Origin of the sequence: Chryseobacterium sp. BIGb0232 (assembly GCF_024810195.1) — a bacterium.
Taxonomy (GTDB): Bacteria; Bacteroidota; Bacteroidia; order Flavobacteriales; family Weeksellaceae; genus Chryseobacterium; species Chryseobacterium pennae.
Genome location: NZ_JANUEH010000001.1, coordinates 231227 through 255385 on the forward strand (window position 1 = coordinate 231227; position 24159 = coordinate 255385).

14 protein-coding genes are annotated in these 24159 nt (G+C 36.3%); 1 reads left to right on the plus strand and 13 read right to left on the minus strand.

Annotation, left to right across the window (positions count from 1 at the left end):
* Positions 1–91: 91 nt before the first annotated feature.
* The 4 genes from M2372_RS01125 to purB all read right to left on the minus strand — a co-directional run bounded on the left by M2372_RS01125 (position 92) and on the right by purB (position 7850).
* Positions 92–3787 carry a phosphoribosylformylglycinamidine synthase gene (locus M2372_RS01125; protein ID WP_123318720.1) on the minus strand — a complete coding sequence of 1232 codons (3696 nt, stop codon included), beginning with the start codon at positions 3785–3787 and terminating at the stop codon, positions 92–94.
* A 180-nt stretch (positions 3788–3967) separates the two neighbouring features.
* Positions 3968–5395, minus strand: coding sequence for a serine hydrolase (locus M2372_RS01130; RefSeq protein WP_123318719.1), 1428 nt, complete (start codon positions 5393–5395; stop codon positions 3968–3970).
* Between the two features lie 5 nt (positions 5396–5400).
* The gene (locus M2372_RS01135; protein ID WP_123318718.1) at positions 5401–6375 is read right to left on the minus strand and encodes a WG repeat-containing protein; all 975 of its coding nucleotides are present in this window, start codon (positions 6373–6375) and stop codon (positions 5401–5403) included.
* Positions 6376–6422: 47 nt separating this feature from the next.
* Positions 6423–7850, minus strand: coding sequence for an adenylosuccinate lyase (gene purB, locus M2372_RS01140; RefSeq protein WP_047096071.1), 1428 nt, complete (start codon positions 7848–7850; stop codon positions 6423–6425).
* Between the two features lie 265 nt (positions 7851–8115).
* Between purB and M2372_RS01145 the strand changes: the two genes are divergently transcribed.
* A complete protein-coding gene (locus tag M2372_RS01145) occupies positions 8116–8265 on the plus strand; it encodes a bacteriocin-like protein (protein WP_123947379.1) in 150 nt (49 codons plus the stop codon).
* Between the two features lie 268 nt (positions 8266–8533).
* Here M2372_RS01145 and M2372_RS01150 read toward each other — a convergent pair whose 3' ends face one another.
* The 9 genes from M2372_RS01150 to M2372_RS01190 all read right to left on the minus strand — a co-directional run bounded on the left by M2372_RS01150 (position 8534) and on the right by M2372_RS01190 (position 24093).
* The gene (locus M2372_RS01150; protein WP_148060734.1) at positions 8534–9253 is read right to left on the minus strand and encodes a hypothetical protein; all 720 of its coding nucleotides are present in this window, start codon (positions 9251–9253) and stop codon (positions 8534–8536) included.
* Position 9254: 1 nt separating this feature from the next.
* Positions 9255–12542, minus strand: coding sequence for a DUF6443 domain-containing protein (locus M2372_RS01155; protein WP_123318716.1), 3288 nt, complete (start codon positions 12540–12542; stop codon positions 9255–9257).
* A 5-nt stretch (positions 12543–12547) separates the two neighbouring features.
* Positions 12548–16030 (minus strand): RHS repeat domain-containing protein, encoded by a 3483-nt coding sequence (locus M2372_RS01160; RefSeq protein ID WP_123318715.1) that lies wholly within the window; start codon positions 16028–16030, stop codon positions 12548–12550.
* Between the two features lie 12 nt (positions 16031–16042).
* Positions 16043–17659 (minus strand): T9SS type A sorting domain-containing protein, encoded by a 1617-nt coding sequence (locus M2372_RS01165; RefSeq protein WP_123318714.1) that lies wholly within the window; start codon positions 17657–17659, stop codon positions 16043–16045.
* Positions 17660–18173: 514 nt separating this feature from the next.
* Entirely contained in the window at positions 18174–18587 is a 414-nt protein-coding gene (locus M2372_RS01170; RefSeq protein WP_123318713.1) for a hypothetical protein, read from the minus strand.
* Between the two features lie 178 nt (positions 18588–18765).
* On the minus strand, positions 18766–19155 hold the full coding sequence (locus tag M2372_RS01175) for a hypothetical protein (protein WP_123318712.1): 390 nt from the start codon (positions 19153–19155) through the stop codon (positions 18766–18768).
* Positions 19156–19250: 95 nt separating this feature from the next.
* On the minus strand, positions 19251–21578 hold the full coding sequence (gene bglX / locus M2372_RS01180; protein WP_123318711.1) for a beta-glucosidase BglX: 2328 nt from the start codon (positions 21576–21578) through the stop codon (positions 19251–19253).
* Positions 21579–21647: 69 nt separating this feature from the next.
* Positions 21648–22349, minus strand: a complete 702-nt coding sequence (locus M2372_RS01185) for a prolyl oligopeptidase family serine peptidase (RefSeq protein ID WP_123318710.1) — start codon at positions 22347–22349, stop codon at positions 21648–21650.
* Between the two features lie 352 nt (positions 22350–22701).
* Positions 22702–24093 carry a glucoamylase family protein gene (locus M2372_RS01190; RefSeq protein WP_123318709.1) on the minus strand — a complete coding sequence of 464 codons (1392 nt, stop codon included), beginning with the start codon at positions 24091–24093 and terminating at the stop codon, positions 22702–22704.
* Positions 24094–24159: the final 66 nt, after the last annotated feature.

Here is a 24159-nt window from a genome sequence, read left to right on the forward strand (position 1 = left end):
TTTCTAATTGTAATGGTACAAAAATATAAACTTATTGATTAAATAGTAAAAAAAAACCTCATAGATATTGAAATTCTATGAGGTTGATTTTTTATTTGAAGTACTCTACACCGTTTTTGAATATGTTGTGATAATTCGCGGTTGGTATATTTCTCATGAGACCTTCCGTAAATCTTTCCGGATGTCCCATTCTTCCGTAGATCTTTCCACATGGGCTGGTAACACCTTCAATTCCAAACAATGAATTGTTAGGGTTAAATGGCATTCCGTGGGCAATGTTTCCATCGAAATCGATGTACTGTGTTGCAATCTGTCCGTTTTCATATAACTTCTTGATCTCTTCTTCTGAGGCCATGAAGCGTCCTTCACCGTGAGAAATAGGAATGGTGAAGGTCTGACCTTTCATTCCTTTTAACCATGGGCTTTCATCGTTCACTACTTTTACAGTCACCATCTGCGAGATGTGTCTTCTGATCGCATTGTGAGCCAATGTTGGAGAGTTTTCATCTAAATCTTTAATTCTTCCGTAAGGTAATAATCCAGATTTGACCAAAGCCTGGAACCCGTTACAGATTCCAATAATCATCCCGTCTCTGTCTAGTAATTCGTGAACTGCATTTCTCATCTTCTCGTTCTTTAAAACGTTGACAATGAATTTTGCAGAACCATCCGGCTCATCACCTGCAGAGAAACCTCCTGAGAAGGCTAAGATTTGAGAAGTTTTTATTTCTTCTACCCATGCATCAATACTTTCATCCAATAATTGGTGGCTGATATTGATCAAAGGTAAGCTGCTTACTACAGCTCCTTCTTTCTGGAATGCGTTTAAGGTATCATACTCACAGTTTGTTCCCGGGAACACCGGAGCAAATACTTTAGGCTGTGCAATTCCGTGTTTTTTGATAATAATATTTCTTGGGTTGATTGAGTTTGATTTTTCATCAATTTCAACCGTAATCTTTTCTTTTTCTGTTGTTGGGAAAAGGTTTTCGAATGTACCAGTAAAACTGGATTCGAGATTTGAAATTTGAAATTTGAAATTATTGATAATCAAAATTTCATCTGAAATCACTTTTCCAATCAATTGAAGATTTGCAGAGTTTAGTTCTTCTTTAGCTTCGATGATTAAGCTACCGATGTTTTTAGCTAATAAAGTATTTTCATCAGCGTTGATTTCAGCTCCCAATCTGTTTCCGAAACTCATTTTTGCTAATGCGACTGCTACTCCACCATCTTTCACTGTTTTTACAGAAACAATTTTTCCGGACTTGATGTTTTCGAAAATGAATTCATAAACGTCTTTTAAAGCATCATAATTTGGAAGATCGTTTTCCTGAGCAGTATGATTGAATAAATATACTTTGTTTCCTGCTGTTTTAAATTCAGGAGAAATGATGTTTTGCTTTTCTCCGTTTGCACATGCGAAAGAAATCAATGTTGGAGGTACATTCAGGTCCTGATAGGTTCCACTCATGGAATCTTTACCACCAATTGCTGCCAATCCAAGGTTGATCTGTGCGTCATAAGCACCAAGAAGTGAAGCTAAAGGTTTACCCCATTTTTCAGGAGCCTGACCTAGTTTTTCGAAATATTCCTGGAAGCTTAATCTGATGTTTTTATAATCACCTCCCATCGCTACAATCTTGGCCACACTTTCTACTACGGCATAAGATGATCCCAGTAATGAGTTTTGTTTTGAGATTTCAGCATCGAACCCCCAGCTTGCCAGGGAAACGGTTTTGATATCTTTAGCTCCTAAAATAGGGAGTGTCTGAACACTTCCTTCCATTAGGGTTTGTTGGTATTTTCCACCTAAAGGCATGGCAACTGTTGTTCCTCCTACTGAAGAGTCGAACATTTCCAATAATCCTTTTTGGGAAGCTACGTTTTTATCTTTTAAAGTATTCAGGAAGTTTTCTTCGTTGAATGCTTTGGTTTCTGTCTTTACTTCTTCAAGATGGCTGATTTTCACCTCCTGAGATTTTGAACATCCGTTGGTATCAAGGAATGCTCTTGAAAGATCTACAATTTTGTCTCCTTTCCAGAACATCTGCATTCTTCCTGAATCTGTTACTTTTGCTACTTCTACCGCTACAATGTTTTCAGCTTCACAGAATTTGATGAATTTTTCTTTATCTTTTGGATCTACCACAACGGCCATTCTTTCCTGAGATTCAGAGATGGCTAATTCTGTTCCGTTTAATCCTTCATATTTTAATGGTAATACATCAAGGTTTACTTCTAAAGAGTCTGCAATTTCACCAATCGCTACAGAAACTCCTCCTGCACCGAAATCGTTTGATTTCTTGATTAATCTTGTCAGTTCAGGATTTCTGAATAATCTCTGGATTTTACGCTCTTCTACGGCATTTCCTTTCTGAACTTCAGAACTCATAGTATGGATAGAAGTCTCATCCTGTTCTTTTGAACTTCCGCTTGCTCCGCCTACTCCATCACGACCTGTAGCACCTCCTAAAATAATGATAGAATCACCATTCGCAGGTTTTTCACGTCTTACCCAGTCTACAGGAACGGCTCCGGTAACAAAACCTACTTCCATTCTTTTGGCTTTGTATCCTTCATCATAGATTTCAGACACCATCGTAGTTGCAAGACCAATCTGGTTTCCATAAGATGAATATCCGTTAGCAGCTTGCTTGGTAATCGTTTTTTGAGGTAATTTTCCTGGTAATGTTTTGTCTACCGATTCTAAAACATCTGCAGCTCCCGTTAATCTCATTGCCTGGAATACGAAAGATCTTCCTGATAAAGGGTCTCTGATCGCTCCTCCTAAACAAGTGGATGCTCCTCCGAAAGGCTCAATTTCTGTTGGGTGGTTGTGTGTTTCGTTTTTGAATAATAAATACCAAGGTTCTTTTTTCCCATCGTATTCTGCTTCAATTTGGATAGTACAGGCATTGATCTCATCAGAGATAACAAGGTTGTCAAGGTTGCCTGTTTTATGGAAATATTTACCACAAACTGTTCCTAAATCCATTAAAGAAATAGGCTTCAGCTCACGGCCTAAGAATTTTCTTTTTTCGATATAATCATTGAAAATAGTTTCCAATGTATGTTTGAATTTCCCTTCAAACTGAATATCTGATAATTCTGTTTCGAAAGTCGTGTGACGACAGTGATCGCTCCAGTATGTGTCCAATACTTTCAGTTCTGTTTCTGTAGGGTTTCTTTCTTCTGTTTTAAAATATTCCTGAATAAACTTCAGGTCATCTAATCCTAATGCAAAACCGTGATTGTTATAGAAGTTTTCAAGTTCAGCATCGTTAAAATTGATGAAATTTTCGTGGATTAATACTTTTGAAGGTGTTTCATCAGCAGGAATATCCAACACAGAAAGGTCTTTTTCCTGAGATTCTACTTTATTGATCAAAAGGTCTTTGATTTTCACCAAATCAGCTTCTGAAACTCCTACAAATTCGATCAGCTTTCCACTTCTTACTTTTGATTTTTCATTTTCTGTCAATAAAGCAATACACTGTTGTGCAGAATCTGCTCTCTGATCATACTGACCAGGCAGGAATTCCATTCCGAAGTGGATGCTTGTTGCAGGGTTTTCTGTATGTAAAATATCAGTAACAGGGTCTACAAAAGTATTGTTTACTACTTTTTCGAATTCCCCGTCATTCAGGTTAAAAATATCGTACACATTGTATACTTTCACACTTTGAATTGCCGGAACAACTGCTTTTACTTCATCAAAAATTTTTGGACTTTCAACATCGAAAATTCCTCTTTTTTCTACGAAAATTCTTTTGTTATTAGACATTAGATGTCAGATTTTAATATTAGATTTATTTTTCTTTTACTTTTCTGGGTTTCGGAGAATCCATATCAGATTGTGGCTTATTATCCTTTCTGTATTAATCCTACTTTAAGCGTTATCATCCGCTCTATATTATTGAGTACAAATTTACTCTTTTTACTTTCTTTTTCCTCTATCTTTTTCTTATAATACCAATGTCAGATTATGATCTTTGGTACCATCGTTATTGGATGCATTTTTAGAGGCTCCTATCCATTCTTCTTTATTCAATACCAATTTAAAAGAATAGGGCTTCCCTTTTTCAAAATGGGATACAGGAACCTCCAATTCATAAAGGTTTTTATCCTTTTTTATCATCTGATATTCTTTATTTTCAGGATCCCAATTATTGAAACTTCCTGTTACAGCAACAGTATTGATAAGGTTTCCGTTCAGGTTTTTCGGGTGTGTGTAAGAAAAAACGATTTTATCTCCCTTTACGGAATATCCATATACCTGTTTTTTATCTGAGGTTGAAATAAGATCGGCTACTAAACTATCCGTTCCATTATAAAGTGCAGTAAATGTTTCAGGTCCATTGATGTTCACTATTATACAGATTCCGATATTCAGTTCAGGAAATACCGTAAACAAGGTATTTATTCCATAAGATCCACCATGTTTGAATCCTCTTTTACCATGTTCAGTAATCCAATATTTATCCCAAAAATATCCATACCAGCCTTCTTTGCTGTTGTTAATGTTCCTTTGGGACTCCTGTACTATTTTATCTTGTGGATTCAGTTCTTTTTTTAAAAACTTCATCATATCTCCCATTGTAGATTCGGTTTTCGATCCACCTGAACCCCATAAAAGGCTTTGTGAAACGGGCATCAGACGATAATTTTCATGATATCCATTGGCCTGAGCTTCATCTTTACCAAGTTCCAGTTTGGTATGGTTCATTCCAGCTTTTGAAAATATATTTTCTTTCAAAAGCGTTTCATAGCTTTTTCCGTAAATATTTTCAAGCATGAGACCAGTCAACTCAAGGCTTAAATTGCTGTATTTATATTCTTTACCTAGCTCCATATTTAATGTAACAGTGGCCAGATCTTTTTTAAAGTCTTCTTTTGTATAGCCTTTATTGAGCTTCTCGTAAAGAAAAGCGGTCTCATCGTTCATGTTTTTCCTTAATTCATCATCAATAGGAAGATTTCTTGGAAGCGCTGTTTCGTAAGAAATTAAGTTGCGAACTTTTATAGGAACTCCATTATATTCTAAGTTAGGATAAGATCCTTTGAGGTATTTACGTACATCATCATCAAGGCTTATTTTCCCTTCCAGCACTGCCTGAGCTAATAACTGACCTGTAAAAAGCTTGGTAACGGAAGCGATGGAGAAATATGTATTATCATCTGCTTTATTTCCTTTTCCTTTGTCTATTTCGCCAAAGTGCTTGGTGTAGACTTTTCCGTCTTTAATAATTCCAACGGAAACGGAATATGCTTTAGATTCTACTGCAACTTTTTGAGCTGCTGCATCTATCATGGAATAAACTGTTTTATCTGTTTGTGCATAGTTCTTCACAAATGTCAAAGCAACAATACATAAGAATATATTTTTTCTCATTAAGTTTAATTCTGGTTATTTTTGAATTTATTTGGGTTATCAGGATGTTCTTTTTGAAATTTTGTTGCTTCTTCTATTTCTTTTCTCAGCCATTCTTCAAAAGGAACTCCTTTCTCATTATAGGCTGTTATGGCATAAAATGTTTTCCCATCTTCTGAAACCAGAAATTTAAAACGATAAAGCATTCCTAAATCGTACTTCGTATAATCATATGTATTGACCTGATAATAAGGAAAGTTTTCTTTGGGTCTTTCTACAATTTCAAAAAAAAGTTTTTTTTCTTTTTCAGGGATTTTATTGTACTGATTTACATAATAAAGATCTGATAACAGTTTATTCTGCTTTTCAAAAAACTGAAGAATATTTTTTTCTTTTTCATTGTATTGGAAAGGATACGGATAGTATTTTCCGACAATCTTCACATCATTCTGAGAATATTTTGTAAGAGGCTGAACGGTTTCTCCTTTGATATTCATCATTCCCCATTTTTCACCCGGCACTTTTACATAGCCATCATCATCGTTCCTTTTACATCCGTCACAAAATGAGGTGTATCCATAATTGAAAGAGGCAACAAAGTCATGTTTAGGCTCAATAACCGTTTTTCCGTTTCTATCTGCAAAACCTATCTTTCCATTTTTAACGAAACGTCTTAGCCCTTCTACAAAATAATCGGGTCCGTTGTCATATAGAAGTGGAGTGTACAGAAAGTTTCCTTTTCTGTCATAGACATATCCCCAGGTATTTTTCTGAGATTTCTCACCTTTTTTCTCGCCATCAAAAAGAATGGTTTCTCCTTCTACCAGATCACCGTCTTTAAGGTCGGAGTAGATTTTAAACTGTGCAGGAATAACAACTTCCCCTTTTTGATTTTTTACCCCTACTAAATTGTCTTTGGCTTTAAAATATTTTAAAACTTCTTTCTCCTGAGAAAAAGCAAGTACGGGAATCACTGTAATGAATAAAAGGATTCTGTTCATGGTTGGGTTTAAAATAAAAAATGCAGCCCAAAAGGCTGCATATTGTTTTATACTTTAAGATCAGCTTCTAATCCTATAAGGTCTTTATTTTGGTCTATAATCGGCTGCACTTCATTCTTGACAAATTCTTCTGTCTGAATCGGCGCGAACCCAATAAAGTTCTTAGGATCTAAAACTTCTTTTAATTTTGATTTATCTAGCTTTAAAGAATCATCGTTTAAGATTCTTTCGATCAGGTCATTTTCTTTTCCTTCTTCTTTCACTTTCTTGGAAGCTTCCATAGAGTGAACTCTGATTACTTCGTGAATTTCCTGACGGTCACCACCCGCTTTCACTTCTTCCATGATGATATATTCTGTGGCCATGAAAGGAAGTTCTTCTTCGATGTGTTTGTTGATTCTGTTCGGATATACTACGATTCCGTTCATGATGTTGTTCCAGATCAATAGGATCGCATCTACCGCAAGGAATGCCTGAGGAATTGTTAATCTCTTGTTTGCAGAGTCATCTAATGTTCTTTCAAACCATTGTGTAGAAGCTACCATTGCAGAACTTGTCGTTAGAGACATTACGTATTTTGCCAATGCCCCGATTCTTTCACTTCTCATTGGGTTACGCTTATAAGCCATTGCTGATGAACCGATCTGGTTTTTTTCGAATGGTTCTTCAATTTCCTTAAGGTTTTGAAGTAAACGTAAATCGTTGGTGAATTTATGTGCAGATTGAGCGATATTTCCTAATAAAGCTACTACTTTAGCGTCAATCTTTCTATCATAAGTCTGTCCTGAAACTCCGAATACTTTTTCGAATCCGAATCTTTTTGACAGTTCTTTATCTAAATGTTTTACTTTTGAATAATCTCCGTTGAACAGTTCAAGGAAACTTGCAGCCGTTCCTGTAGTTCCTTTAACTCCTCTGAAACGTAGGGTTTCAAGGAAGAAGTCTAATTCTTCGATATCAAGAACCAAACTCTGTAACCAAAGGGTGGCTCTTTTCCCAACTGTTGTTAACTGAGCCGGTTGGAAGTGTGTGAATCCTAATGTTGGAAGGTCTTTGTACTGAATCGCAAAGTCTGCTAAGTTTTTCATTACATTAACCAACTTTTTCTTCAGGATTAAAAGTCCGTCACGGATCTGAATTAAGTCTGTATTGTCTCCTACAAAAGCTGAAGTAGCTCCCAAGTGAATAATTCCTTTTGCTGAAGGCGCTACATCCCCATACGTGTGAACGTGAGCCATTACATCATGACGGAATTTCTTTTCGTATTCTGCTGCTTTATCGAAATCGATATTTTCAGCATTAGCTTTTAATTCAGCGATCTGCTCGTCTGTAATTTCAAGGCCTAAGTCTTTTTCGATCTCTGCTAAAGCGATCCAAAGCTTTCTCCAGGTACGAAATTTGTTATTGTGTGAGAAATTAAACAACATTTCTTCACTGGAATAGCGCTCTTCCAATGGATTTTTGTAGGAATTCATTCGTTCTTTTACTTTTTTAGATGTACAAAAATACGGTTTTTCAGTGAGAGATGAAAATGTTGGTTTTATGATTTTTGTGGTGGTTGGGTAAAGCAAAATTTTGGATGGATTTTATCAGTTTAAGGTCAAACACCTTATATATCAAGCTATTTTATTTTCAAAATTTTCCCATAAGTTGTAATTTTATTTAAACTTTTTTATAAATTCGTAACAAGCGGACCTCGAAAAGCTTACAGAGTAGAGTAACCAAAACCAAATTAAACGTATGAAAAATCTCAAAAAACTAACAAAATCTGATTTAAAAACGATCTCAGGAGGATGGGTTCCACAACCTGGACAAAGCTGTCCGAGCGGAACATGTCAATATCGCGAAAATGGTGCCTGTAGGACATATGATCCTGAAAAGTGTATTTAAATATAAGCCTGACTGAAGTCAGGTTTTATTTTTAGTAAAAGGTCATACACTGATCCAGACTCTAAAAATAGAAGAAACCAAACTTACTTTTACATTTCCAAAATAATAAGGCCATTGCAAATACAATAATTTCTATATTATTTGGAGGCACGAGCTAGAAGCTCACGCCAGCGGGGGGGATAAGTAAAAAACCTTTGCAAGAGCAAAGGTTCTTTTATTTTGATTGCTCAAAGTCAGGAGACTTTGCGCAGCTGGGGCGGGTTTTTGTTTATTGTTTTATCCATTCTTCTCCTTGCCACATTAGAGTTTTTTTATCCTTTACATAGATGTAACTATGGTAATATGGCTCAAACTCGTAAAAACATTGATTGAAGTTAGGAAGACTAATCGTAAAATAATTATTTTTCTCTACATCCAAAGGAAAATCTTGAAGAATCTCATATCTTAAACGATTATAATAGCGGGTTTGCCCGCTTGGTTTAAAAACTAAATCTAAATTCACTTGGTTTTTCACTCCGATTAAAGAATAGTCTTTTTTTGAGATTACAATTTTATTATTCGTTGTTTCTATTTGTTTAGAACTTTTATAATTGAATAAAATACTAAACTCAGGCGTTGGTATTGACGTTTCAAAATCTTTATGAAGATTTATATTAATATACACACTATCTTTTGAAAATTTGGTTTCTTGTTTCAAGTCATACTTGTAACCATCTTCTTTTGAATAGTAATTTTCGCTTGTTAAATCCACTACATCTGTACTTATTTGCTTCCATTGACCTTTAGACAAAATATCACACTGGTCTAAAGCTAAATCTCCCAAATTTTTGGAATTATACAAGATATACAAGCTGTTATCTTTGAGTTCTATTTTATCGGTTCGTCCTTTTTTTACGTATGTACCGATTAAAAATTCATTTTTAAATTCTTGCGTTTTACAACTTTGAGCAATAAAAACACTCATAAAGCTTAAAATAAAAATTCTCATTCTATTTCTTTTTAGGGTCTTCTAATCCTTGGTATGTAACACCATTTCCAATCTGCATTAGAGTTGTAGGATTAATATCGTTTAAAGAACTTGCAGGAAGAGGATAACTTCCTGTATCATATGAATAACCAACTTTATATGCTTCCACTTCTAAAGCTTTTCCTTTTGCATAATCTTGCTTATCTTTAGTTATAGCGGGATTTAGCATTTGACCACTTTTGTTAAATCTCAAACCACCAGCTTCATATCCTTGCCCGACATGACGAGTTTCGTGTAAATGTAGCGCAGTATTAGAGCCTTCAATATTTATTCTTTCTTTGCCATCTTTATCCGTGGTTTTTACAACTCCGTGATTGCCATTATTTTGACTTGGGCCTGTTAAATAAAATACTTCTTTAGCATCAGCAATAGTCTGGATATCTTTAAGGGATTGGTTCATATTTCCAATCATTGCTGTATTTTCTGCCATTTGTGCATTAAGTTTAGCCAATTTTTTTTCGCTCAAACCTCCTTTATCAATTTTGGTTTGAATATCAGCATTACTTTTATTAAGACTCTCAATTCTATTATTAACATTTTTCGTTAACCTCTCTTGGTCTTTCGGGTCTCCCCAAGTTCTTCCATCAGGGTCAATAAATCTTATAGGATTATCTGCTGCGTAAACATATGGTGTCCACCTTCTTGTTTTCTCCGCCAGCGGATCAACAACTCCCCATCTTCCCAAATCCGGCATATACATCCTCGCTCCATAATCATACATTCCTGTCTCCTGCAGCTCCTTCCCGTTGTACTTATAATTATAACTAGGATTACCTCCTAATATATTATACCCTTCATGTTTCAACCCAAAAGGATAATAATTATTCTCCTCAAGAACTTCTATTCCCGTACCATTTTTGAAATAACTCAATCGTACATTTCCTAAATGATCTGCGTAATTGTAAATATACTTATTATTTTCAAAATTAAAATAACCTTCTGAAGTAGGAACAAATTTCAAGCTTGCTTCTGTATATTGGAAACCATCCAGATAATCTGTAGCTAAGCCAGCAGTTCCTGATTTTTTAACCTTTGTTCCATCCGCTCTGTAGATATAATAAGTTGTTTTTGAATCTTGGGTAACCTGTTGAGGCAAATTCAAGTAATTATATTTGATGGATGAGATTTTTTTATCCGGATGAGCGGTCATATTACCATTGGCATCATAATCTATAGGATTACCACCGGTAGGATATCCCGAAAAATTCCCGGATGCGTCTGATACAGAAGCTAATCTATTGCCATTGTATGTATAATACAATTGATCTATCTGTATAGGATTATTACCATCTGATTGCCCATATCGGTCTAACCGGCTAATATTACCATTAAGATCATATTGCAGCCATTCGTTATAAGCACTTGTAATTTCTACTGTTGAACCTGGTTTACTATAAACAGCATGAAACATTCTGTTTAAGCTGTCATAATTATAATTGTACCTTCTATAGATACCATCTGTAGAGGTTTTCCAGTCGATCTCTGCAATGTTACCATTGAACCTGCCTATTGTTAATTCTGAATATTCCGGATTGTTATACTTCATTTTATATCCGAATAAATCTCCATTAAGATTCGAAGGGTCATTGATCTGGGTCATCCAGCCTCTGACATTATATTTATAATCAACTTGTTGAAGCGAAGAACCTACAGAAACTCCACCCACCTTTTTAGATTCAAGCTGGGAAAGTTCATTGTATGTATTCTGGGTAAGGATTTCCACAGGATTGGAATTCACCTGATGTTTGTGGACCAGCAGCCTGTTCTGGTGATCATACTCAAAGTTTTCTGTGATCACTGTTTCTGTATCGGTTGCCAGTCTTTTATGTCTGGTAACAACATTGTGAGCTACTCCGGCAAAATCCAGCCTGGATTCTGTTTGGGTATAACCCCCTAAATGATTGATAGAATGAGTTCCAATAGCTCTTGCTTTGGTGTCATAATAGGTGTAGTTTTTGGTCCAACTGTCATTTTCTATATTCTTTACCAGACTCATCACAGGAAGCCCTTTGGTACTTCTTCCTTCTGAAGATATTGTCTCAGTTAAGGTAGGTACTCCCTGAATGGTGGAAGGAAATGGCGGATTAAAGTCATATACTGGATAAGTATCATAGTAATTGACACTTAGAATACTTTCTGTATCCACCATGAAATAATTATTGACATAATAAATCGTCATCCCATTTCTGATAAATCCCTGGGCACTGCGAGGTTCGGTAATGACCAGGTCTTTAATAAGATCCTGTAATACTGCTCTTTTGGCTGTTGATACCAGTACTCCTGTATAGATCGCTCTTCCCAAAATATCATACTTAGTGAGAAGCCATTTACCTTTGGATCCCATTACAGCGTCCTGTGTCAAAATCAACCTGTCTGCTTTATCATACACCATCAATTCCCAGCCTTTGCCGGGTAATTTCTTTTCAACCAGACGGTTTCTGCCATCATAGCGGTATTGGTAGCAGAGATCATTCAGTAATGTTTCATTTATTGGTTTATTAACAGCGTTGGGGGAAATAACAAAAGCCAACTGGTCATATTCATTATACACATAATAAGTGTCTAAATACTCGGTAGTAATTTTTCTTACCAGTAAGGTCTGACCTTTTCCATTCTTAAACTCCACGGTTTTATTCCCGTCTTCATCAGTTACTACATTTTTATACAATGTTCCGGGAGGATACACAAGAGCCGGAGATAGACTGAGTTCACTTTTGGTAGCTCCATTCTCCCATGTTGTTTTCGTGGTATATTGATATACTTCATTCAGAATATTGGCTTCATATACAAATCCTACAGGTTTATTGGCCCAGTCGTTACCGGGCTGAATCTGTTGCATAATTCTGTCCAAAGGTGATTTTTCCAACATCTTTTCCGAATAGATCTTTTCTGATCCATAAATCCCAGGTTGGGTTGCATTGGATAAAGGATTGGCAATAATGGCACCATTCTGAGTTCCTGATTGTGGGACAGGAAGATAATCTTTTGTCTGTCTTCCAAACTGATCATATTCGATGTGAGTGACTACATCTCTTCCCAATGGGGAAGCTTTTACATTCACAACTTGTTTAGGTCTTCCCAAGCCATCGAAATATCCTACTGTTTCAGAAGATTTTGTAGGAACAGATCCATTATAATCCAGATAGGTTTTGGTCTGTATGTAATTCTCCGTATTAGGGAGCGGGGTAAGCTGGGCATGCACTGAATGGGTAATCAGCAGCATGCTTATGGGGATTATTATTTTTTTCATCGGTTTTAGTTTTTATAGTTGTATTTCATTTCCTTCAGGATCTTTCCGTTAGCATCAACTACTTTTTCAAGTCTATTGGCAGAATCATAAAGGTAAGTTTCTCTTATTCCGGATGGCGGGGTAATGCTTCTTACTCCAATTAATGGATCATAGCTGTAAGTCGTCACCTGATGCCCGGGTAAATTGGCTCTGAAAGTTTGAAAGGCATTAAGTAGGTTATTCTCATCATTATTTGCTCCGGCTGCAGCATCCAGATCAGAGGCATTCACGATACTGTCTATAAAAGATTGCTGGATATCAGTTAACCGTATATTTTCAATCTTGGCAATAGGCTGAGTTTTATTATACCCCCAGATGATAACTGTTATAGCACCGTCTTTGGTGGTATACTGCAATAGATTTCCTTTGGTATCAAACCTCTCATACATTATTTCTGTTGAAGGTATATTATTCTGAAGTCCATAAGATATTACTGAGCTTGGCAGTAAATTAGCTGGATTATCGTACTTGATTTCGTTTCTTGAAATGATTTTTCCGGAATCGCTTGAATTCTGTTTATTGACAACAGTTGTCTCCAAAGGAATTCCCAGCATACTGGCACTGATCAGCTTCTGATTTCCTTTTTCTCTGGCATATAAATAAGACGTTTCCTTAATTCCTGCACCAGAGAATGAAGTAATACTTTTTGAAAGTTGCTGATCAGGATTATTATAAAGATAATCACTGCCTGTAGTTATTTTTTTATACAAAGAATCATCTGCAGTATTCAAAGGAACATCCTCCAGATATTCTTTGGAAATGCTTTTATTGAGAACAAAAGAATAAGAAGGAAGCCTATAGGCTGTGATGTACATATTATCAAGATAAGTCCCGACATTGGTTCCCGGTTGGATGAAAACAAGTGGAAAAAGCGTAACTCCCGTAACACTTGATATAACCCCTGTCAAATTCTTCCAGTACTCATTTCTCACCGCATTCTTCAAATAAAGCTGTCCATTCTTATTGTTGAATACCCTATGGGATAAGAGCTTTCCACTAAGATTCCCTAATGGAACATTCCAAAACAGTGAGTTCTCTGCAGATAAAGAGATCATACTAAGATCACTTAAGGAGTTGGTATGCATTCCATCCACCGTAGGAGTTCTAAAGGTATAGCTGTTATATTCAGGAGCTGGTATTGAAAATGCTTTTTCCTCACCTCCTTTTTCAAATTGATCCCCACCATAACTGATTGTTACATTAGGATATATCGGATCATACATACTATATAAAGCTCCGGCATTCTCTAAAGAATCAAAATTTACCATCGAAACCTGAGGTTCCGAATGAAAAATAGTCTCAAATAAACTACCCACCCTAGTATCACCAATCGGAGGAGCAGAATTGGGATCAGTAAAGGGAGCATAAGTTTTTTGATCAAATCTATAGGATCTGAATTCCGGTTTATATAGAGGTTGAATCTTAGTTATATTATTGATATCTTTATAAGAGCTATAGTAAAATCTTTTAATGTTTGTAGATCCGGTTTCGGAAATATCATATTGTTTCTTCAATCTGACATTCCCATTATCAATAATATTCCATCTATCCTTTGCATTATACCTGATGAGTGCTGTGGCTGAGCATTCTTTACAAAAATCATCCAATATTTTGAATTTCATCGTATATGTAGTACTATTTATAACTAAATTGTCGGTAAGCCCTATGTATTTATAATTCTTGGATAAAAATATTTGTTTTGTATATACCACTTGTCCTGTAGAATTTTCCACAAGAGTAAACAGAGCCTTTCCTTTTGTTCCCAAATTTATAGAATCGTTTGAATGTAGCTTTAGTTCTATCTGTATTTGACTGCCCGTAACTTGTGAAGCATCAAATATGCTTATCGCTTCATAGGACAAAGGAAGTCTTGCTTCTACCAGCTCATAATCAATCAATGTTTCATCATTAAAAATAGGTTGTGCATTACCTATAGCTACATAATGTTCTGCTTTTACATTTACCGACTCTCTTGCCTGTTCTGGTTCATATTCAAAAACTGTTCTTCCTTTAGTTGGATAAGTGATAGAAGTAAGTGTTCCTAACTTGGCATAGGAAAAGCGGGGTAATTTGTCTGCGTAATAAGAACCGCCATTATTAAACAAGCTATATGTATTTCCAAACAGATTCAGATTAGGCAGTGAGGTATTTCCATTATTGGTTCCATTGTAGTACCCCAGATAGTCAGTAGTTCTTGACAGTCTTGCAGGGAGACTAAGAGGATTATCATATTCAAATCTATGTTCCTGTACAAAAGTTTCCTGATTGTTTTTTATTACATATTCTTTCACTTTCTCAAGGAAAAAACGCTTTTTTTGACGATCACTTTCTGAATTGTTGATATAATCGAATACAATTTTTTTGACATTCGTTGTACCTGTAATACGGTTGGTAATAGTATTGGAACTGGTAACCGAAGACACCACAATATTTCCAATCTTTTGAAAAATTTCTGAAGGATCTGTTGAATAATTGATGGTAATTTTTTCGCTTCCCGTACTAATCTGGGTTAATATTTTAGGATCAGTTATGTTGAGCGTTCTAATTGATTGGCTGTAAGGAGTCAATAAAGGAGATGATGTAGTCCCGCTGCCAGCAGGCCCTTCATCCACTAGTCGTGTATCCAATGACTGCTGTTCGCTTATACCAAGTATGGTAGCATTAGATCTCATTTCAGAATATGAAAATTCAATTCTATTTCCTGCAGTATTCTCTATTTTGGTAAGAAAGAAACTAGTATCTCCACTTAATCCTCCATTGAGCCTTACCCAAGTCTTTTCAGTAGCTCCTGTACCTCCAAAGGTATATTTTGTTCCATCATAAGTAGTGATAATAAAAGAATGATTATCCTTGAATGCTCCTATCGTTTCAATTTTGAGATTGTTATCCTGTGTCAGAATAACCGGCTGGAAATTAGCATCTAGATAAAAACTTCCACTATAACCAGGAAAAGAGAAACTGAAAACATCAGGCTGGTGGTCATATTGTTCAGAAGACCCTTTAGTATAAGTTATCAGATCACCTTCACCTTGTGGACTGTACAGATGGGAGAGATCATTAAGACTTAATAAAAGTCTTTCATATCCAAATTCATCCGCCTTATCATAAATGGTTCTGTTAATAACTCCTCCTGCATCCAGAATCCAATTCATCCCCAGTGTATTGGGGGTATCGTTTACTTTTACTCCGGCTTTACCATATTTTAAAGATATTGTATGCTTTAATCCACTATCGGAGATCGTATGAATCGGAATATTGATATTGGGATTTCCTTTAAATTCGTTAGCTTCCAAATTACCAAATTGTGTTCTGAAAGAAGACTCAGGAGAAGGAGGGTCTATATTAGGAAGTTCTATTCCAGATCCTGAGCCAGGATTTCCCTTTGCTACTTCCTGAGCAGAGTAAAAATGAGCAGACAAGATAGCTGCACAAATGATAGCTTTCTTCATGATTAATGTTTTTTATTTTTTGATCAGCTTTGCATTTGCTGTTTTATTAGTATCAGTTTTTATGGTAACCAGATAAGCTCCCTGTACCAAAGCCTGGGTATTAATCTTAGTCACATTGTTCTTTGTTTTCAAGCTTTGAAGCTGTCTTCCACTCATATCATACAGCATAATATCAGCCTCTTTAAAATCAAAGCCGATTTCTATATAAGCATAATCAGATACAGGATTGGGATAGATCTTGATATCATATTTTTCAATCAGATCATTGACCTGTTTATCGCCAAGCTTTACAATCTTCCAGTTTTCTTTACCCAATTCTTTGGCACTGGTTCCTGCCAGAATAATAGAACCATCTCTGTTGAGTTTCAAATCTGAAAGTCTCTCTTCTTTCTGTCTGGATTCTCCGCTTACATGCTTTCGCCACTGCTCATTTCCATTACCATCCAGGTAGATCATCCAGAAGGTCTCATCATCTTTTTCTATTCTTCCTTCTGCCTGGGTGTAACCGCCTAACAGAATTCCTTTCGAGGATTTGTCGTCTCCTGAATGGATCACACTGGCTCCCATCAGAATATCACGGTTTTTGAAATTGTAGGATTTCTGCCACTGTTCATCACCTCTTTCATTTAAAGAAATCAGCCACAGATCGGTTCCTTCTTCAATTCCAACAGTCTTGTTTCCTGATCTTTCGGATCTGGATTCCCCACCGATAATATAACCATTTGAGGTTAAAGACAGGGTTCTGATATGGTCATCTCCTTTACCACCAAAGTTCTTTTCCCATTCTACTTTTCCGTTTTTATCCAGCTTGATAATCCAGTAATCTCCTTCACCAAAGTTGCTGCTGGCTTTTGGCGTCTGGCTAATGGCTGTTGAACTGACAGATCTTTCATCTGAAGATTTACTTTCAGGATTTCTTACCCCGAAATTCTTCACCTCGGAACTCCTTGAATAAATTCCCAATAAGGCGCCACCATCTTTTGTAGGAATCATTTTCTCTACTTCATCCAAACCTTTTCCGCCTACTATCAATTGGGAAACTTCTTTTCCGTCTTTATCGAGTCTGGTGATCCAGACATCTTTGGAGCCATACCCTTGGGAAGAGTTTTGTACATTCCCGGCTACAAAAAAGCCTAAATCTGTAGTCTGGATAACGGATTTGGCTTCTTCATCGGAAGCAGTACCCAGAGTTTTCTGCCATAATTCATCTCCGGATTCACTGATCCGGATCAGCCAGATATCTGAACCTCCTTTGGAATCTTCTTTCTTATCCAGTCCTTTTCCGGAGTATGAGGTTCCTGCTAAAAGAAATCCTCCCTCCTGAGTGCTTACAGTGGCTGACAAGTAATCATGGTTATTTCCTGAGAAATACTTTTCCCAGGCTTCATCTCCCTGTTGATTGAGTTTAACCAGATGGAAATCATAGCCGTTGTTTTGCTTGCTTCCCTGTTGAGCTTTATCGCTTTGTATAGAGCTTCCTGTGATAAGATACTGCTGATCAATAGTGGTGGTCACCTGGCTAAGGAAATCCTGGGTAGAGGACTTGATATCTTTCTGCCAGAGAACATTCTGGGCAGATATGCCAAGAATTGTGCATACAGTACATGCACTGAGATAAATCTTTTTCATTCTCGTGTTGTTTTGAGTTTATTGATTAGTTTTCAAATTTTTGCAAATGTAACTTTTTTAATATAACAATATCACGTTGGTATGATTTAATATAAATTTTCAATATCAGATTCATTATCATACTCTATTCTAATTATACAAATCTACCACAGCACAACGACAGAACCTGTCGTGTTATTTTGAGATTATTTTCAATGTAAGACAGCTTAACGAAAATGCTTGGGAACCGTCTTACAGGATAACAAAATATTTTTTTAACTTATGAGGTATAAATGGTACTGTATTGAAAAGTAATATCATTCTTTACTCATAAAAATAGCCCCGATAGAAACGGTTACCCCGCAACACAGGTTAGAAAGGTGTAGGAATTGAGCGTTGGAGCGCTATGGCGTGAGGAGTATGAGTGGATAGCGGGATTAAGCTCCTAAAAAAAGAAGAAGACATTTAAAGTCTAATATATATTCATAAAAAAACCACCCTTTACGAGTGGCTTAGATTTTTTGAAATTTTGATCTTATTGATAAATGACTACGTCGTCCTTTTTAATCTGGTAGCCTGCTTTCTTATAAGGAACTAAAACATAGGTTTCTTTAATATAACTTCCGCTTTTCCAGATTTTTCCTTTGCCTTCTCTATCAAGGATGATACTTTTTGCATTTCCTTCCGGAATAAAAATTTCTGCCTTCTTCATGTCTTTACTAAAAATAACTGCCGTCATTGTGGAATAACTTTTATCTGTAGCTACTTCCTTTAATTTGATTTTCTGTTCGAAAACCCTTATACAGTTATTTCTGATTTGCGAATAAGTATATCCTGCTGAGCCTATACATCCGTGAACATCTCTGTCACCTCCCAAAGCCGGAGTTTTTTGTTGAGCGAAAACTAAAGATCCCAGGAACATCATGCTAAATAAAATTGGTTTTTTCATATTTAAATTATTAATGTTTTCAGTTTGGTAAAGTATTTTGGAAATAAAGATACTAATTCATTCTTAGTTACAAAAAACATTATTGTTATAAACAATGTATAAGTTCTATTTTATGTGAATTAATTCTACAAAAAAGTCACTCCTTCGAGTGACTTCATTTTTCCTTAAAAATGTGATTTTATTGATAGATTACTACATTATCCTTTTTAAGCTGGTAACCGCTTTTTTTGTAGGGAGTTAACACATAACCATCTTTTTTCCAAACTTTTGCTTTTCCTGTTCTGTTAAGAATTATGCTTCCTAGTTCAACATCTTTTACAAAAATTTCAGCTTTCTTCATGTCTTTACTGAAAATAACTGCTGCGATATAATCTCCTTTTGTAGCAACCTCTTTTAATTTGATCTTTTCTTCAAAGGTTCTTACACAGTTTTTCTTAATCTGGGAATATGTATATCCTGCTGAACCTATACATCCGTGAGCATCTTTATCGCCACCTAATACCGGCGTTTGCTGTGCAAATGCTATAGTACCCAGGAACATTGCGCTCAATAAAATTGTTTTTTTCATGTCGTTTGTATTATATATGATAACTACGCAGGATATTAATAAAAATCATGCCAAAAAAATATAAAACACATTGTTGTGAAAAAAAATATCTCTTTTTACTTTGTCCAATTGATCTTTGAATGCTTCACCTCATCAGAACTTGTTCCCATCATAATATCAAATTCGCCTGATTCCCAGTCATATTTTAAATCTCCATTATAGAATTTCAGGTTTTCCGGCGTAATCGTAAAGGTTACTTTTTTAGATTCTCCTTTTTTCAAAAATATTTTCTGGAACCCTTTCAGTTCTTTTACGGGTCTTGTAATACTTCCCACCATATCTCTGATATACAACTGTACCACTTCCGCACCGTCATAGTTTCCAGAATTGGTTACGGTAACGGACGCCTGAATCTCCTGGTTTCCTTTTGGATTGGTATTGGATATGCTGATATCTGAATAGTTGAATTTCGTATAGCTCAATCCGTAACCAAATGAATATAATGGCGTATTGCACTCATCCATATAATTGGAACGGAATCTCTGGTATTCACATTTATCCGTAAGTTTCTGATCTAATGGTCTGCCTGTATTTTTAGCATTATAATAAATAGGGACCTGTCCCAGGCTTCTCGGGAACGTCATCGGAAGTTTTCCTGATGGGTTTACTTTTCCGAAAAGTACATCTGCCATGGCATTTCCTGCTTCTGAACCTGGGAACCATGCATTAAGAATGGCATCGGGAGTGTCTTTTACATTCGTTAATGCTAATGGACGACCTGTGAAAAGGATCATTGCAATTGGTTTTCCGGTCTTTTTCAGTTCATTTAACAGGTCAACCTGTGATTGAGGAATCGTAATTTCGGATCTTGATGAAGATTCTCCACTCATTTCTGCAGATTCTCCGATCGCCAGAACTATAACGTCAGCTTTACTGGCAATATCAACGGCTTCTTTTAACAATTCTTCTTTTGAACGGTTATCTCTATCGGTTTTCTTTCCGTGAGCAGCATATATTTCTTCTAATTTGGCATCGTAATCGATATTAGCCCCTTTTGCTGAAAGGAATTTCACTTCTTTGCCGTAATTTGCCTGAAGCCCCTGCATTAAATTAACTGAAACACTGTGTTTTGTAGCAACACTCCAGGTTCCAGCCATGTTCATAGAGTTATTCACCAATGGTCCGATTACCGCAACAGTTCCTGATTTTTTTAAAGGCAATACCTGATTTTCATTTTTCAGTAAAACCATTGACTGAGCAGCAATGCTTCTTGCGATATTACGGTTTTCTAAATTATATACTTCTTTTGCCGCTAATTTGGCATCACCGTGTTTGTATGGATTATCAAAAAGACCTAAGTCATATTTTGCTTCAAGAATTCTTTTTGTGGCCATATCAATCTCAGCCTGGGTAACTTTTCCTTCGGATAATGATTTTTTTAAAGTGGTTAAAAAGCCTTCTCCTACCATATCCATATCAACCCCAGCTTTTAAAGCCAGTGCTGAAACCTGCTGAAGATCTCCCATTCCGTGATCAACCATTTCATTAATCCCGGTATAATCGGTTACTACAAATCCTTTGAATTTCCATTGGTTTCTCAATACTTCCGTCTGAAGCCATCTGCTTCCAGTAGCAGGAACGCCGTCCACTTCATTGAAAGATGCCATTACAGAAGCTACCCCAGCATCTACAGCAGCTTTGTAAGGTGGAAAATATTCATTGAACATTCTTACATGGCTCATATCAACCGTATTATAATCTCTACCGGACTCTCCTGCTCCGTATAATGCAAAATGCTTTACACATGCCAAAATATTTGTACCATTAGCCAAATCTTTACCCTGGTAACCATATACCATATTTTTTGAAATCTCACTTCCTAAATACGGATCTTCACCGGAACCCTCGGACACTCTTCCCCATCTTGGTTCACGGGAAATATCCACCATTGGCGAAAATGTCCAGTTGATTCCATCAGATGCAGCTTCTCTTGCAGCTACTTTAGCAGACTGCTGTACCAGATTCATATCCCATGAAGCGGCTAAACCTAATGGAATAGGGAAAGTAGTTTCATAGCCATGAATCACATCCATTCCAAAGATCATTGGAATTTTCAGGCGGCTTTTTTCAACGGCTACTTTCTGAACAGCTTTAATCTTGTCTGCTCCTTTTATATTAAATAATCCTCCTACTAGCCCCTGTTCTACTTTTTTTCCGATATCTGAACTCTGAGCCATTCCCGTAGTAAAATCTCCGGAGGTAGGAAGGTTCAGCTGACCGATTTTTTCATCTAAGGTCATTTTAGATAAAAGATTGTCTACAAAGGCTTTCTTCTTGGCCTGATATTGTGCAGTCTGATAGGACTGTACAGGCTTATCCACCATTTCCTGAGCGGAAAACACCGGCGAAAGGGCCAGGGTTGCAAGTACAATTAACTTTTTCATAAATCTATCTTCTTATTATTATTGTTTTGATTTCTATCTAGTCTTTTTCGTTTAACGAAACCTGTATTTCTATTTATTTTTCTTTTTAGACAGCATCCATTCATACAACTGTGGATTTGAATAGGCTGAATCCCATGAATTATGATTGTCATTCGGGAAAATCACCAGTTCTGCTGATGGATTTATAGGATGAAGTTTCTGATACAATTTAAAAGCATTTTCAGGTAATACAACATCATCCATCCCACCATGGAATATTTTCATATTCAAATCTTTAAATTGATCAATATTAGCCGTCATCATCTGGTCTGTAGGTGCACAAACTGAAGCTACTGCAGCAAACATTTCAGGATGCTCCATTGCTAGCTTCAAAGTTCCCCAACCTCCCATCGAAAGTCCTGTAAGATAAATTCTGGAGGCATCAATTTTATATTTTTTCTGGATATCCTTAATCAGGTGATATACTGTTACTGTATCCCACCAGCTATCTGCCGGACATTGCGGTGCCAGAATAGCCACCGGTTCTTTGATCAGGGCTTTATATGTGAATGGACTGTGAGCTTTTACCATTTCAAGATTATTCCCTCTTTCTCCCGAACCGTGAAGAAAAACAATCAGTGGAACATTCCCTTTTGCATTCTGGGGATAATCCAGGATATAAGAGATTTTTTCCGGTCTTTTGATCTCTTTGTTCAGTTCTGCTTTGATCTCCTGAGCATTAAGCTGTAAAGAAAGTGGCAATAATAAAAGGGGAATATGTTTTAATTTCATGATGCTTTTAGGTTTTGGCTAAAGCCTGTTTCTATTGAATGCATATAGCTTTTGCAGATTTTTTCTCTCGCAGATTTTACAGATTAAGCAGATTATTGTGTTTTATCTTTTTACAGTTCTCATCAATAGTTAACCACAAAAGTTTTATTCCAAACACCTTAGCTCTCTTAAGTTAATTTAAACAATACTGTATATAAGTCCTCTTAAGTTTTTGAAAATCTTTGATTTTCTACTTATATGTCCTTATGATACACAAGGTCTGTCACTTTAAATAACTTAAGTATTTTATCTTTTGAGGTTTATATAAAAATAAATAACTTTTTCATATAAAATCAGTGAGCTTTATTTTTAATTATTTTATTCCATATTTTGTGGATTGGAAGCTTAGTTTTTTCAATCCTTGCTGGATCTCAGGAGCATTCATAAATAGCTTCCAGAGAAATCCTGTTCTGTAATTTTCGATCATGGGTGCTATTGTCCCCTGATCAATGGCAAGGTATCTTGGCGTAAACCAATTGTTATAGTTGATGGAAGTTGCATCGTAAGGGCCTGCTGATCCAATGAATTCAGGCTTTTGAGTATAGATAAACCTCAGAAAATCCATGGATTCTTTTGGAGTGTACGGAAAACTGCTTAAAGCAGCTGTAGGGGTTATCACTCCATTGTCATTATTTGGCATATGAGCCGTATAGCCTGTGCTTCCATCCTCGTTTCTTGTATATCCGGCCGTCAGTCCCCAATAGTTTGGTCCGTAACCTTTCCATTGTTTTGGATTTTCAACACAGTATTTATAATCAATAAGGGTTTGATTTTTATTAATATCAAAATAGTTTTTCACCAATTTATCGGATAATCCTGTCGGATCAAGCCCGATGTATGAATATTGAGCCCAGAAAAGCGGCCCGCCATATTCTTCGGCATAGTTGTGTTTTACATACAGAGGCAATCCGTATTTTGTTTTGTCGGTAAGATAGGTCCCGTTTCGGGTCCATCCTTTATAATAAGTTTCAGCATCTATGGAATATGTAGGGGAAGATGCGGCAAGGATATAAGTAATGAGACATTCATTATAACCTTCAAGTGGGAAATTCATTTCCCATTGATATTCCGGTGACCAGTGCCAGTACAGTACTTTTTCACCTCCTTTGGTGTACCAGTTCCATTGAATTCCTTTCCAGAGTTCATCACATTTTGCAGCCAATTTTTTTTCTTCTGCATTTCCATTTTTAAAGTATTCACGAACCATCAGTATCCCTGAAGTAAGGAATGCTGTTTCTACAAGATCTCCTCCATTATCTTTCTTTCCAAAAGGAACCGTTTTTCCGGTCTCCCCATTGATCCAGTGTGGCCATGCCCCTTTATGACGATCTGCTTTTGCCAGAAAATTCATAATATGGGTTAATCTTTTCACAGCTTCTTTTCTTGGAACAAATCCTCTTTCCACTCCTACCAGTAAAGTTGCCAATCCAAATCCAGATCCTCCTGTTGTGATGACATGCTTGTCATTATCCGGATAGATATTGTCTTCGTGATAACGTTCTCTTCCCAGCATAGAATTGGGTTCCGCATAATCCCAGAAATACTTTAAAGCATCTTGCTGTACTCTATCCATCAGCTGTTCATCCGTAACAGTACTTTTAACTATATTACTTTTTGGTGGTTCCTGTTTTGAAACGTGAGCATTTTTGCAGGAATAAGCAAAGAATAAAGAAGTTACTGCAATTGATAATAGGGTCCTTTTCATTGGTATTGGTTTACTGGTTATAAAAGTAGAGGAGAATTTTCACTCTCCTCTAGTTTATGGTTATCT

What these genes read in the sequence shown, in the direction of transcription:
- M2372_RS01125 (WP_123318720.1), bottom strand. Translation starts at nt 3,787, where the DNA reads ATGTCTAATAACAAAAGAATTTTCGTAGAAAAAAGAGGAATTTTCGAT.
- M2372_RS01130 (WP_123318719.1), bottom strand. Translation starts at nt 5,395, where the DNA reads ATGAGAAAAAATATATTCTTATGTATTGTTGCTTTGACATTTGTGAAG.
- M2372_RS01135 (WP_123318718.1), bottom strand. Translation starts at nt 6,375, where the DNA reads ATGAACAGAATCCTTTTATTCATTACAGTGATTCCCGTACTTGCTTTT.
- purB (WP_047096071.1), bottom strand. Translation starts at nt 7,850, where the DNA reads ATGAATTCCTACAAAAATCCATTGGAAGAGCGCTATTCCAGTGAAGAA.
- M2372_RS01145 (WP_123947379.1), top strand. Translation starts at nt 8,116, where the DNA reads ATGAAAAATCTCAAAAAACTAACAAAATCTGATTTAAAAACGATCTCA.
- M2372_RS01150 (WP_148060734.1), bottom strand. Translation starts at nt 9,253, where the DNA reads ATGAGAATTTTTATTTTAAGCTTTATGAGTGTTTTTATTGCTCAAAGT.
- M2372_RS01155 (WP_123318716.1), bottom strand. Translation starts at nt 12,542, where the DNA reads ATGAAAAAAATAATAATCCCCATAAGCATGCTGCTGATTACCCATTCA.
- M2372_RS01160 (WP_123318715.1), bottom strand. Translation starts at nt 16,030, where the DNA reads ATGAAGAAAGCTATCATTTGTGCAGCTATCTTGTCTGCTCATTTTTAC.
- M2372_RS01165 (WP_123318714.1), bottom strand. Translation starts at nt 17,659, where the DNA reads ATGAAAAAGATTTATCTCAGTGCATGTACTGTATGCACAATTCTTGGC.
- M2372_RS01170 (WP_123318713.1), bottom strand. Translation starts at nt 18,587, where the DNA reads ATGAAAAAACCAATTTTATTTAGCATGATGTTCCTGGGATCTTTAGTT.
- M2372_RS01175 (WP_123318712.1), bottom strand. Translation starts at nt 19,155, where the DNA reads ATGAAAAAAACAATTTTATTGAGCGCAATGTTCCTGGGTACTATAGCA.
- bglX (WP_123318711.1), bottom strand. Translation starts at nt 21,578, where the DNA reads ATGAAAAAGTTAATTGTACTTGCAACCCTGGCCCTTTCGCCGGTGTTT.
- M2372_RS01185 (WP_123318710.1), bottom strand. Translation starts at nt 22,349, where the DNA reads ATGAAATTAAAACATATTCCCCTTTTATTATTGCCACTTTCTTTACAG.
- M2372_RS01190 (WP_123318709.1), bottom strand. Translation starts at nt 24,093, where the DNA reads ATGAAAAGGACCCTATTATCAATTGCAGTAACTTCTTTATTCTTTGCT.